Raw genomic sequence first — 14,301 nt, forward strand, 5'->3', positions numbered from 1 at the left:
TTCATAGTAATCAAGTCGCCACACATTCAGGGTAAGATGGCTCGTTGACAGTCCTAATCAAGTTAGGGCTTTAACTATAGTAACCAATATCGCTATTTGCCAAAAATCTTATGTAAATTTCAAATCGACATAAAAATCAAATAATATCAACAAATTAAATTCTTATATATTTTGAAACATCACCTCTAACCTAAAAGTGAGAATTATCTGATCCAACCTTTCGCTCTCAAGCTCTTTACGCCAGTTGTACTCAGGAGTGATCTCGAAAAACAACCATTCACGCAGAAAATTCTGACGATATGTCACTGCCACTCTCGCATTCTCAACATAATGATATGGAGTGTCGACGCCATAGATACTGGCAATATAGTTGATGGCTTGTTGACTGCTAATGTAGTGGTAAAGGTTTAAGCTGCTGCCAAACTCCCAGCCATTTCCCCGATTTTCGTACTGAGCCACGGCGCTCCAGCGCAGGAGAAACTCCTCATTAAATGAGTGTTCAATATCAAATTCGGTAGACTCACCCGTCACTTTTTTCTCTTGGTAAACTTTCTGAGTCAGACGGGTAACGGTATTATGTGAAATGGGATAGGTATAACGCCAACGAGCCTCTAATTTAGGCTTCAAATTCGCCTTAATATTAAAGCTCACTCTGTCTTTCCCATACCAATCATAGCGCAAACCAATATCTCGCTCCCCCTCGTCATCAGGTCCTTTGAGAAACGCAAAAGGATCATCTTCACCTTGAGTATCAATGATCACCTTTAGTTTTTGGTTTACACCAGGTAGATTAAATCGAGCATTCAGCTCTGTTCGGTACTTAGCCCCCTCCTTTTGGTAGTAGGAAAAATCATTTGTCCAACGAACCAAAGTCCCAGCACGAGCATCCTCTTGGCTACGCTCATCAACAAAGAAACTATCGAACCAGATAGCAGGCTGGCAAAATTTAGTATTGAGGTAATCAAATGCCCCATCAATCACCCCATCTTGCTCAGATTGAGTAAAACAGGGATTAGAGATTTCTGCATCACTGCTGCGTTCTTGAGACTTTTCTATCTCATCATCGGCAAAACTGAGTGTTGATATGAAAATAGAGCAACATAGTATAAAGCGTAAAAAGATCAACAAGGCTCCAAAAAACTATAAATATCAATCAGATTTTAATGAATAAACCTAAATTATGTAATAAAGTAAATCAAACTAATTTATAAGGAATCCCATTGATAAAAGTGATTAGGTGTTGCTTATTAATCATCTTCTCTTTTCATGCTAACGCTGAAAATGATGCCAGTATGCTTTTTAACACCATTAACGAGCGACTCTCCTATATGGAAGATGTCGCACTCTTTAAAGCTGTCAATCACCTCCCCATTGAGGACTCACCACGAGAAAAAAGGGTGATAGCTAGCGCTCAAATCTCCGCCGCTACACAAGGGCTAGACTCTGCTCTTATTAAGGACTTTTTTAAAGCACAAATCGACGTTGCTAAGGCAATACAGTACCGTTACCGTGCAGACTTACTCTCGCAACCACGTCTAGACACTCCCAAAGACCTTAGGCTAGAGATCCGCCCTCATCTTATCCGCCTTGGAGATAGCTTGATTGTGCAGCTCAGCAACTACATCAAGAAACATGGTCAGATACAAGCCAATGAATTTGAAACGTTTAACAGCAGTATTGAACATAGATACATCAGCGATGCCGACAAGTTGCGGCTATTTAACGCTTTAATGCAAGTGGACTATTTAAATAAGCCGGATTCAAATAAGCTAGACTAGTAACCAAGCAGGGGATAGAGCTTCCCCTCCCGAATCACCTTATCTGCATTCGCTAACGTTCCATCTCTTGCCCAACTTTTCAGCACAGGAGTGAAAATAGCTTTCACTCTTGTCTCATCCATGCCAGGTATCACCTCCTTGTGATAGAGCATTTTCAATAAAATACCATCTAATCCGGAGAGAAGATCTTGCGGGGTTTTATCATTAAAAATAGAGGGGTATACTTTATCTGAATCATTAGGTAGGCCCATTATCTGTGTCAACTCCTCAACCACACAAGCCAATAACTTGCCATGCATCTGCGCCTGATCAACAGGTATCACAATCCATGCTTTAACTATCTCATCCTTAGTATTAGTGGCAACATTTGCCATACACACAGCACCATGAAGATTCTTTGCCGCCCCAGGCCCTAACAGAGATTTAACCTCCTGGAGCCACCGGCTCTGCCTAGTAAAAACCAGATGAACATTAGCCTGATCCAGCTTATTAACAAGCTGGAGTTCATGTCCAGTAATTGCAGACAGATGCTCCATATGCATACGGGCGAGCGCTTCATGTTTCTTCTCATCACCCACACGATGATCCAACCAAATCCCGATCGGCTGAGTCCATTTACGTACTAAGTGTTTTCCTGTGTCATACTCATTTCTCAGCGCAACCTCAACAAACGCCTGTTGTAGGTATTCAGGGGTTTTCCAATCAGACGCTAAAGAGGAAACTGAGACAAATAAGCACAAAAGTACTAATAAATGATTAAGTTTGTTCTTCAAATTAGGCTCCATAATCCACAATATAGACAGAGTAACAAAAGCATTGAACAATTGCTTTTAAGTAAACACACCACAACAAACAGACCAATGCTTAAAGTTTCTTCGCTTCGACACTTTAATTCATAAAACCTAAATAAGTTTGTCGGAAATCACATTTATGCTCAATTATCTCCCCTATACTGCACGCCCTTCTCGGGGTTCTGTTAGTTTTTCCATTCATATTTTGGTTCTAAACTCCCTATCTTATATTGCTTATGTCATTTCGCCCGATATTTTCGTACATCTTGCTTAATGCAGTAATTTAAGATTATATGCAGAACCCTTATAAGGTTAGATAAGAACCGATTAAGGAGATGTCCATAATGGACACTGTAATTAGCAAAACTGAAACCGCCTCGACACAAATCGAAGTCAAATCAAGCTGGAGTAAAAGTGATACCCTATGGGTATTAGGGCTTTATGGAACAGCAGTAGGTGCTGGCACTCTTTTTCTTCCCATTAACGCAGCACAAGGTGGTTTAATACCACTGATAATGATGGCCCTTCTTGCACTCCCTATGACCTTCTTCGCCCATCAGGGGATGACACGATTTGTGTTATCAGGGTCTAAGCCAGGAGCTGGGATCACAGAGGTGGTTGAGGAGCATTTTGGTGTTGGCATGGGTAAGGTTATCACCTTGCTTTACTTCTTTGCAATCTACCCCATTCTATTAGTCTACAGTGTCGCACTAACCAACACTGTTGAGAGTTTTCTGCTGCACCAGCTAAATATCACCCCACCTAACCGTGCGACTTTAGCTTTAGTCTTGATCATAGCCTTGATTGCAGTGGTGCGCTTAGGAGAGCAGTTAATCATCAAGGCGATGAGTGTATTGGTATTCCCCTTTGTCGCTGTACTTCTGATGCTCTCTTTCTATTTAATTCCTTACTGGAACACGGCAATCTTTAATAACATCGTGCCTGCAGAGGGAGGGATCAGCACTATCGTCATGGCTCTGTGGCTAATTCTGCCTGTGATGGTCTTTTCATTTAATCACTCGCCGGTTATCTCCTCCTTCGCCGTCGATCGCAAAAAAGCACATGGTGATAATGCTGAAAAGCAGTGTTCACGAATTCTAGCTATGAGCCATATTCTCATGGTCGCCACTGTGATGTTTTTTGTCTTTAGCTGTGTACTAAGCCTCTCTCCTGCAAATTTGGCAGAAGCAAAGGCACAAAATGTGTCGATATTAACCTATTTGGCAAATCACTTTAATACACCAATTATCGCCTATGCCGCGCCTATAGTAGCAATAATAGCTATCACGAAGTCGTTCTTCGGTCACTATATTGGTGCCAGTGAAGGTTTTAATGGCTTAATAATTAAATCTGCACGTAGCAGGAAGAAGGAGATCAGTTCAGTCACCTTAAATCGTTTTACGACTGCCTTTATGCTGCTAACAACCTGGGCTGTAGCCACAATTAATCCCAATATCTTAGGCATGATCGAAAGCTTAGGCGGTCCGATTATCGCACTACTACTTTTTATAATGCCTATGTATGCCATCAAAAAAGTACCAGCAATGAAGCAGTATTCAGGTCAATTAAGTAATTTTTTCGTCGTTATTATCGGGCTAATTTCGATATCGGCAATCTTCTACTCTCTTGTTCAGTAAATAAAAAGGAGACAAAAACTTAGCAGTTTATGTCTCCTTAACAAGCATTTACAATCTCGCTCCTCTATATGACCATAGACGCAATATAGAGGAGTACAACAGGAGGAGAAGAAGTAGGCTCATCACGCCTCCAGAGTCATTTTTAATCTCTATTTTCTCCCCCTCTTTAACCGTGATTTTGACTTTCGCCGTTGCCATTGCACCTGAAGAGTCGATAATAAAATAGGTAATCTCAAATTCACCTAGAAACTCGCTATCTGGAGTGATCAGCAGTTTATTCCCGCTCATCTCCACCTTGCCAATATCAGAAGATACCTTGTGCAGTGATAGTCGATCGCCGTCAGGATCACTATCGTTACTCAGTACATCTATACTCTCTTGTGAATTTACCAACATGGTCAACTCATCATCCACTGCCAGTGGTAATGAATTTCCTGTTACCACATCGAGCAAGACATTGGCTTTAGCAACTCCACCCATCTCATCTGAAATGACATAGCTGATAGTGTCATTTCCCAAAAAGCTGTCAGAAATCGGTCGATACCAGATAACTCCATCAATAATTTCTGTCATGCCAAGTTCAGCAACAGCTTCAATAACGACAAGATTATCGCCGTCGCTATCACTGTCATTGTCTAATACATCCAGTGGTGACTCTACTGCTCTCACCAACTCAATGAAATCATCCACGGCAACAGGGTCATGATTATCAATCGAATTAAAACTTTCAAGATCTGTTAATCCGCCGGGATCCATCAAAATACCATTTTCCAAACCATCGGAATCATTCAGCCCTCCCTCTTTAATGGTTAACCTCAGACACCAATCTCCTACCGTAAGCCCAGAAACCCAGCTAGGATCATTGGGCTCAGGACATAAACCTTGATTTGAATGGGCGCTTGCCAGTTGATCCCCCTCACTGGTATCAAAATCAACCCACTCATTGCTCTGTTGAGAGAATTTTAAATATACTGCCTCTTCCGGAATAGGTTTTCGCTGTGGAAATACCACTTGATAATCACTTCCTTTGGGCTTACCGAAAATGACAAAATCAAATACACCGCCCTCTAAAATTTGGCTATTATCCAGCAGTGATGTCAACTCATCATCTAGAATTTGAATTCCTCCAGAGCGGCTTTGTAAAGCAATATCACCTCGCATAATGCAGGTCTCAGCTTCGGATTCAACCAAAAAGAGACGACCATCACTCTCTTGCTCATTGATGACTGAACAATTTTCAGGAGTCGCAAGTACAACTGGTTGCGACTGGATTAACATATTAACTCTTGCTGTGACCTCAAGCCCTTGAGCAGAAGTTAACATTAAGCTTATCTGCACATTCCCAGATGAGATCTCTTGAGGATCAAACACAAATTGGGATACTTGGGTAGAATGGTTCACTATCTCTTGACTCGAAAACCATTGATAGGAAGCGTCTGCAACATCACCCGAATCGACAAGGGTATAAATAGTGACTAGCCCATCAGTATCTTTGACGGTATATGTTTCGATACCAGCTTGAAGTGGTTTCAATCTAATATCGGGCGCACGGGCCTCTTCAGTAATAGTTAGTAGATGCGCAGACTTGCCAGCAAGGTTAGCTTCATCAGATAACTTAATCTCTAAGGTTTCATCTCCCTCAACCAGAGAGTCACTAAAGGTTTTAAAGTGAATATGTCCCAGACGCCCTTGAGTTAAGCTGATGCTACCAGAGAGAAGGTCATGATCATTTTCGTCTGCAGTGCCACCTAGAGAATAATCCAGCACAACCGGATAATCAGGAGCATCACCATTAAGATAGAACCCCACACTCACCGCACCTCCCTCCTGTACATGACTATCACTACGAAGTGAGACTAAAGGGTGAACTTTAACACTTTGACTGCGGCTGGTTTTACGTCCTCTAGCATCTTCAGCTGTCCATAACACCTGATGGTTACCTGGCTCAAAGTAACTTCCCGATGATTGGCTAACGCTAATAGGGTTATTGAGATGATCCTTTGCAGTGGCAAACCCTAGTGAAACTTTTGTGAGTAGACCTGTAGCGTTAACCTCAATATCTTGCGGTAACACTAAGGTAGGTGGTGCCCCTAACTCAGGATCACTGGTAATTGACACCTCAACGTTCGCTGTCGCTGTCAATCCGCCACTATCGGCAATGGTATAGCTGAGAATGTCTGTTCCGACGAAATCAAGAGGGCTTTGATATTCCAGTTTATCACCGACAAGCGTCACCTCTCCCAAAACAGCACTGGCCTCCTGTAGCGTGATAAGATCATCTACATCAGGGTCAGAGTCATTGACTAAGACCTCTATCAACCCCTTCTGACCCTCTACAAGAGTAAAACTATCATCTTCAGCTATAGGGGCATCATTGATATCTATCACCCTAAGCTCAAACGTAACACTCTTCGCCTCTCTCTCTTGTGAATCGCTAATATGGAAAGTTATGCCTGAATAGGTCGCAATATCTTTGACTCCAGGTGCACCTTTGACCTCCCCTGTTGCACTGTCAAGTTGCAGCCATTCCGGTAAATTATCAGCCCGAAATACAAAAGGAGCTTCTCCTCCAACCACTTTTTGTGTCACGAACAGGTGCTCATCTTGCAACAAAGTATCTGGTAACTGTGTTTCTAAGCTAAGTAATAATTTATCAACAACGAATGCCGTTACGCTTAATAGATTAGAGATATTTCCAGCAGTATCGGTAATACGCAGCAGACAATCACTATAGTTGCCATCTGCTAGCTCATTAAAGGTGACCGTGTTTTCACCTTCTGTTGCGATAACAGTGCTTGAGCTACAACTGCCTAAATAACTAATACTGCCAGCTTCTGTGCTGCTGAAACTGTAACTTGGCGTGCTGTCTGATGTAGGCGTAGTGACTGGAGTGACCTCACTTAAGGTTGCCCCTTTGCTGTCCACCACAAAGCTATTTACACTTAAGAGGTTGGAAAGATTACCTGCAACATCGGTCACCCGCAGCTGACAATCACTGTAATTGCCATCAGCTAGTGCATTAAAAGTGATGGTATTACTGCCACTGACTGCCACCGAGGTGGCTGAACTACAGCTGCCTAAGTAACTGATACTGCCCGTTTCTGTGCTGCTAAAACTGTAACTAGGTGTGTTGTCACTTGTGGGCGTAGCGACAGGAGTGACCTCACTTAAGATAGCCCCAGTGCTGTCCACCACAAAACTGCTGACATCGAGTAAGTTTGAGAGATTACCCGCAGCATCAGTCACTCGCAGCTGACAATCACTGTAGTTGCCATCAGCTAATGTATTAAAAGTGATGGTATTACTGCCACTGACAGCCACCGATGTGGCTGAACTACAACTGCCTAAGTAACTGATGCTGCCCGCTTCTGTGCTACTGAAACTGTAACTTGGCGTGCTGTCACTTGTGGGCGTAGTAACTGGGGAAACCTCACTTAAGGTTGCCCCTGTGCTGTCTACCACAAAGCTGCTGATACTTAAGAGGTTGGAAAGATTACCTGCAGCATCAGTCACCCGCAACTGACAATCGCTGTAACTGCCATCAGCTAATGCATTAATGGTGATGGTATTACTGCCACTGACCGCCACCGAACTCGCCGAACTACAACTGCCTAAGTAACTGATACTGCCGGCTTCTGTGCTGCTGAAACTGTAACTTGGCGTGCTATCCGTTGTGGGCGTAGTGACAGGAGTGACCTCACTTAAGGTTGCCCCTGTGCTGTCCACCACAAAGCTGTTGATACTTAAGAGGTTGGAAAGATTACCTGCAGCATCGGTCACCCGTAGCTGACAATCACTGTAGTTGCCATCAGCTAATGCATTAAAAGTGATGGTGTTACTGCCACTGACCGCCACCGAACTCGCCGAACTACAACTGCCTAAGTAACTGATACTGCCCGCTTCTGTGCTACTGAAACTGTAACTTGGCGTGCTATCCGTTGTGGGGGTAGTGACAGGAGTGATCTCACTTAAGGTTGCCCCTGTGCTGTCTACCACAAAGCTGCTGATACTTAAGAGGTTGGAAAGATTACCTGCAGCATCAGTCACCCGCAGCTGACAATCGCTGTAACTGCCATCAGCTAATGCATTAATGGTGATGGTATTACTGCCACTGACCGCCACCGAACTCGCTGAACTACAGCTACCTAAGTAACTGATACTGCCCGCTTCTGTGCTGCTGAAACTATAACTAGGTGTGCTGTCACTTGTGGGCGTAGTGACAGGAGTGATCTCACTTAAGGTTGCCCCTGTGCTGTCCACCACAAAACTGTTGATACTTAAGAAGTTGGAAAGATTACCTGCAGTATCGGTCACCCGCAGCTGACAATCACTGTAGTTGCCATCAGCTAATGTATTAAAAGTGATGGTATTACTGCCACTGACCGCCACCGAACTCGCTGAACTACAGCTACCTAAGTAACTGATACTGCCCGCTTCTGTGCTGCTGAAACTATAACTAGGTGTGCTGTCACTTGTGGGTGTTGCGACAGGAGTGACTTCACTCAAGGTTGCCTCTGTGCTGTCCACCACAAAACTGCTAACACTGAGTAAGTTGGAAAGATTCCCCGCCGAATCAGTCACTCGCAGCTGACAATCGCTGTAGTTGCCATCAGCTAATGTATTAAAGATGATGGTATTACTGCCACTGACTGCCACCGACGTGGCTGAACTACAACTGCCTAAGTAACTGATGCTGCCCGCTTCTGTACTGCTGAAACTGTAACTAGGTGTATTATCTGATGTGGGAGTATTAATAGCGCCACTCTCAGCAATAACAGGAGTACTATTGTCTACCACTAAACCTGTTGTTTCACTGGTATCACTGTTACCAGCCAGATCGATAACTGAAACAGTATCATTGCTGGTCAATATCTCTCCTCCACCAGAACCTATAGTGCCGCTACATAAAACGGTATTACTTACTGTGGCAGGTGTTGGTGAACAAGTCATATCCGCTATCGTCAAACTTGACCCCGTCTCCACGCCTGTACAAGTTGTGGAGATATTGGTGGAATCATTAGCCGTACTAGGATTACTACTACAACTTGGTGCTGCTGGTGCGGCAGTATCAATTTTCACTAATAACGTTGGAGAGTGGGCAGACTCATCACCTGAGAAAGTATCGGTATAGCTGATATTATGATCACCATCAGACAATACACCTGCAGTAATAGACTCTGTTCCCACACTAGTACAGATCTGAGTAGCAAGATTAGTGTCTGAAGTAGGATTGTCGGAGTAAAGCGTAATTGTATTACCAATGTTGCTACAATTAATATCAAAGCTTGGCGTCTTATCTAAAGTAATGTTGTCACTGATCACCACTCCAGAGTCCGATGTAACCAGCAGATCGGGTGTCTGTGATGGCGTTACTGGTGCACACTCTCTTCCACCATCAGTTATGACCCAACTATCACTGGCGATCATATTTACCCGCGCACCTTCACTGGCACAATAAACAGAGTTGCCGCCATCAAATATAACGCCGCTTTGTAATGTTTGCGCGTTAAAACTAACCAGAAGAGCGTCGTAATTCACCTTTGACAGTGTTGCTCCGGAAAACATTGAGCTCATATTGCCAACGCTGGAGATGTCCCAGCTATCAAGGTTTTGATCAAAATTGGTGGCGTTTTGAAACATAGAAACCATAACGGTCACTTTCGTAGTATCCCAACTACTAATATCCTGATTAAAGGCTATCGCACCATCAAACAGAAAAGACATATTGGTAACTTTAGCCGTATCCCATACACCAAGAGGCTGATTAAAATCACTGGCATTCTGGAACATACTTAACATGCTGCTCACTTTTGAGGTATTCCAGATTGAAATGTTCTGATTAAATGTACTGGCTCCTTCAAACATGGCTTGCATAGTGAACACCTTGGAAGTATCCCAGCTGCTAATATCTTGGTCGAACGCAGAAGCGCCTCTGAACATATCCAGCATGTTAGTGATATTCGAGGTGTCCCAGTGATTAATGTCATCATCCATGGTCGTCGCATCGCGAAACATTGCTCGTAAACTAGTCATTCCGGTCAATATTGGTGCGTCAGTTGCGTCTATTGTCAGATTAGTGGCACCATAAAATGCATTTTGCATGCTAGTCCAGACACCTGCTCCCCACTGGTCTACTGAGAGTATTTTCTCCTTATCACCAACATTGTTAAAATAGATCCTAGGGAAATCTCCCCGTATACGTATGCTATAAGTACCTGCCGTACCAAAATCATGAGTCACCGAACCTGTTAAGCCAAACTCATCAAACGTACCGTCGTTATTCCAATCCACATCATATGAGTATCCCGTTCCGGTAGTTGGAATAGTTATTGATGTCGCGTTAGAACTGCCACTATTATCTGTTTTCCATGTGGTCACAAAATGCATATTAGGACAGCTTTTTCCACCATCAGTAATTACCCAGCTATCACTAGCGATCATATTGTCTCTAGCAGACTCACCACTACAATACTTGGAGTTCCCTCCGTCAAAGCTAACCCCATTTTGTAGAGTTTGCCCATTCCAAGCAGTAAACAACGCATCATAATTAGCTGTGGTGAGCGTGACACCAGAAAACATAGAGCCCATATCAGTGACATTCGAGACATCCCAACTATTCATATTAGGGTTTGCAGAAGTTGCACCAGAGAACATTGATGACATGTTAGTAACGGCTGAAGTGTTCCAACTACTGGTATCTGGATTGGCTGAAGTTGCATTGAAAAACATAAGCTTCATCGAGATAACTGATGAAGTATCCCAACTACTGGTATTTGGATTAGCGGATGTAGCACCACTAAACATAGAGCGCATGGTCGTCACCGAAGAAGTATCCCAGCTACTGGTATCTGGGGTCACCGATGTCGCAGCAAAAAACATGGCATACATACTAGTTACAGATGAGGTATCCCAACTACTGACATCTGGATTTGCCGATATAGCCCCGTTAAAAGTCGACCTCATATTAGTCACTAGAGAGGTATTCCAGCTACTGGTATCTGGATTAGCTGAAGTCGCATTCAAAAACATCGAATGCATATTCGTCACTGCTGACGTATCCCAACTGCTAGTATTCGGAGTTGCCAGTGAAGCGCCTGCAAACATCGATTCCATCGTCGTCACTGAAGAAACGTCCCAACCACTGACATCAGGGTTAGCAGCCGTGGTGCCGGCAAACATAAAACTCATAGTGGTGACTTTTGAAACATCCCAAGCACTCACATCTGGGTTGGCCAATATGGTATCTTGAAACATTGAGCTCATCTGTTGGACACTAGATACATCCCAACTACTGACATCAGGGCTAGCCGACTCCGCGTTGAAAAACATGGAGTTCATATACACCACTTTTGAGACGTTCCAGTTACTGACATCTGGATTTGCGGATGTTGCGTTAGAAAAAGTGGCGCTCATATTTTCAACATTGGAGACATCCCAGTTACTGACATCTGGGGTGGCAGCATATGCACTTAAGAACATGTTGTTCATGGAGACAACATTGGAAACATCCCAACTGCTGACATCTGGATTTGCCAATACAGCATCCCAAAACATATTTATAGTACTAGTAACGCCCGATAAATCAGGAACATCCGTCGCCGGTACAGTCAGGTTCAATGCGCCAGAAAAAGATTTTTCCATACTGGTCCATTTTCCCGTCCCCCATTGTTCAATGGTCAACAGTTTTAGCTTGTCTCCAGTTTGATTGAAGTAAATACGAGGAAAACCTGTACTAGCACCAGAGTTATCTTCAACCCTGACAGTATAAGTTCCAGCACCACCCAAAGAGGTGTAATCACAAGTGTAATCGGCAGTTTGAGCCGTAGCTTCATCGGTACCGTCATCATTACAATCAATATTGTAATTATATCCGCTACCAGTAGTGGGAAGAGTGAACTGAACATCTGAAGAGGTGCCGGTGTTATTAGATTTTATGGTGAACACAAAATCGTCCGTTGTCGCAGCAAGGCACGCTAAAGGAAACAGATATAAAATGAATGCCAGCACAGCAGACACTGAATTGGAGATAATCACACTTAAAGAGACGAACCAAACTCTCATAGGCCAATCCTCACTAAAAATTAGATGAGTTCTTCTAGTTTAGCCCTAAATTGGTACGTCTAATTTATTTCCTTAGTGTGATCCTATAAATGTAAAGTGAACTTGCTAACGCTGGTTAAGAAATATCACAAGTTCACTGACCCTCCCTTGTCAAAACTACTTAGGTAATGAAGCTTGGTGGGCTTCAATAAATTTATCCATTTGAGCGCGTGCTCTTAGTTGAGCTGTTTCTAAACTATCATCTATTCCCATAATTTCAACAACTTCGTAATAACATTTTATTTTTGGCTCAGTCCCAGAGGGCCTCACTATCACCCTAGCCCCTCCCTCTAAGCTGTAAATAAGTACGTCACTTAAAGGTAGCGCAATGGTTTCAAGTCGGCCATCAGCAAATCTGCGCTCACCACAACTGATATCATCAACAGAGAGCACTTTACGTCCTGCCACTGTTACTGGTGGGTGCTCACGAAGATAAGCGCCTATATTTGGAGTATCGGGCTTTAATGCGATACTCACCTGAGCATTAAGGTGGAAGCCATGCTCTTTATAGATATCCGCTAATCTATCCCAAATCGTCTCGCCTTTGCTTGCAAGTTCAGCAGTTAATTGCGAGAAAGCCACGAGCGCAGATAGCCCATCTTTGTCCCACACCATATCCCCAACTGTGTAACCTAGCGCCTCTTCATAGGCAAATAAAAAACGGTTATCAGGGGTTTGTTCTGCTATCGCCACGTTCATGAGCCATTTAAAGCCCGTCAGTGTCGTAATACACCTTGCCCCCATACTCGCCGCAACTTTCGATAGTAAACTTGATGACACAATAGTGGTACAGGTCAAACGTTGCTCTTTAGACGCGTGTTTCAGTAAATAATGACCAAAGAGCACTCCCACCTGATCTCCTGTCAACATCTGATAATCACCTGCTCTCTTTCTAACCGCAACAGCGAATCGGTCAGCATCAGGATCGTTGGCACAAGCTAACATAGCGTCATGTTTTGTTGCCTCTGCAATCACTAGATCCATCGCCCCCTTCTCCTCAGGATTAGGGAAATTCACCGTTGGGAAATCACCATCTGGCTCCCGTTGAGCAGCCACAGAGTACACCTGACTGACACCTGCATCCTTAAGCACGGTTTCAGCCATTTCAGCCCCGACACCATGCATCGCCGTATAAGCTAAGCTCACTAACTCTGGCCGAGTATGATTTTGTAACACCTCGGCATCTTGAATCCCTTGTCGATAGGTCTGATAGAAATCATCTTCCAACATCACTAAGGTGCCAGAAAGCCGAGCTTGCTCTAGGCTGAGTAACTCAATAGTTCTGCAGATAGACTGATCGGCAGCTTGATGAACACAGGCTGCAATACCTGAATCGTGAGGTGGAATGATTTGCGCGCCATTGCCCCAATAAACTTTATAACCATTATATTGTGGCGGATTATGGCTGGCCGTCACCACAATGCCAGCTGCGGCCCCAAAATGCAGTACACCAAAAGCCACGAGTGGTGTAGCGGCAACGTTACTGGTCAAATAAACCTTGATACCCATCGCTGTCAGCACACCCGCTGCATCATGGGCAAACTGCTTAGAGTCATGACGACCGTCATAGCCTATCACCACACCACGTGAGTCAAGGTCACTTACCTGAGCTTTCAGATAGCTTCCAAGCCCTGATGTGGTTTGCTGCACGACAAATCGATTCATGCCCATTGGACCTGCCCCAACCACGCCCCTTAACCCTGCAGTACCAAAAGCCAGTCTGCCAGCAAAACGTTTCCCAAGTTCAGTGTCATCATTGTTATCGACTAACTGTTGAAGCTCTCTCTTCGAACGAGGATCTGGATCAGCTTCTATCCAATTTTTTACTCTCAATGCTAATTGTGTATTCATGCTCTACTCCAATGCGGCCTAATAAACCTGTGAGAATGTTAGGCGAGTTGAAAATCATTAGCATTGACAGTAATCCTCGTCTCATCAGAGAACAAGTTAATTTGCATTAAATCTCAGTGATCACACATTTAAGATGAGTATTCT

The 14,301-nt window shown here is 43.7% G+C and carries 6 protein-coding genes; 2 read left to right on the forward strand and 4 right to left on the reverse strand.

Annotated elements, in window-relative coordinates; genetic code table 11:
- Positions 1 to 162: 162 nt before the first annotated feature.
- Entirely contained in the window at positions 163 to 1,125 is a 963-nt protein-coding gene (locus tag SWOO_RS16220) for a hypothetical protein (RefSeq protein ID WP_012325753.1), read from the reverse strand.
- Positions 1,126 to 1,229: 104 nt separating this feature from the next.
- Here SWOO_RS16220 and SWOO_RS16225 point away from each other — a divergent pair, with 104 nt between their 5' ends.
- Positions 1,230 to 1,778, forward strand: a complete 549-nt coding sequence (locus SWOO_RS16225) for a chorismate mutase (protein ID WP_229377417.1) — start codon at positions 1,230 to 1,232, stop codon at positions 1,776 to 1,778.
- On the opposite strand, the gene SWOO_RS16230 is transcribed toward SWOO_RS16225, so the two are convergent.
- Positions 1,775 to 2,518, reverse strand: coding sequence for a DUF2927 domain-containing protein (locus SWOO_RS16230; RefSeq protein WP_374700155.1), 744 nt, complete (start codon positions 2,516 to 2,518; stop codon positions 1,775 to 1,777). The two genes, SWOO_RS16225 and SWOO_RS16230, sit on opposite strands and share 4 nt — an antisense overlap.
- Before the next feature lie 395 nt (positions 2,519 to 2,913).
- Between SWOO_RS16230 and SWOO_RS16235 the strand changes: the two genes are divergently transcribed.
- A complete protein-coding gene (locus SWOO_RS16235; protein WP_012325756.1) occupies positions 2,914 to 4,206 on the forward strand; it encodes a serine/threonine transporter in 1,293 nt (430 codons plus the stop codon).
- Between the two features lie 48 nt (positions 4,207 to 4,254).
- Here SWOO_RS16235 and SWOO_RS16240 read toward each other — a convergent pair whose 3' ends face one another.
- Together SWOO_RS16240 and SWOO_RS16245 are read right to left on the reverse strand one after the other, a co-directional pair.
- Positions 4,255 to 12,267 (reverse strand): BspA family leucine-rich repeat surface protein, encoded by an 8,013-nt coding sequence (locus SWOO_RS16240; protein WP_012325757.1) that lies wholly within the window; start codon positions 12,265 to 12,267, stop codon positions 4,255 to 4,257.
- Between the two features lie 156 nt (positions 12,268 to 12,423).
- The gene (locus tag SWOO_RS16245; RefSeq protein WP_012325758.1) at positions 12,424 to 14,157 is read right to left on the reverse strand and encodes a phospho-sugar mutase; all 1,734 of its coding nucleotides are present in this window, start codon (positions 14,155 to 14,157) and stop codon (positions 12,424 to 12,426) included.
- Positions 14,158 to 14,301: the final 144 nt, after the last annotated feature.

It is taken from the genome of Shewanella woodyi ATCC 51908 (assembly GCF_000019525.1).
GTDB lineage: Bacteria > Pseudomonadota > Gammaproteobacteria > Enterobacterales > Shewanellaceae > Shewanella > Shewanella woodyi.

Coding starts and splice junctions, on each gene's coding strand:
- SWOO_RS16235 (WP_012325756.1), top strand. CDS start 2,914: ATGGACACTGTAATTAGCAAAACTGAAACCGCCTCGACACAAATCGAA.
- SWOO_RS16240 (WP_012325757.1), bottom strand. CDS start 12,267: ATGAGAGTTTGGTTCGTCTCTTTAAGTGTGATTATCTCCAATTCAGTG.
- SWOO_RS16245 (WP_012325758.1), bottom strand. CDS start 14,157: ATGAATACACAATTAGCATTGAGAGTAAAAAATTGGATAGAAGCTGAT.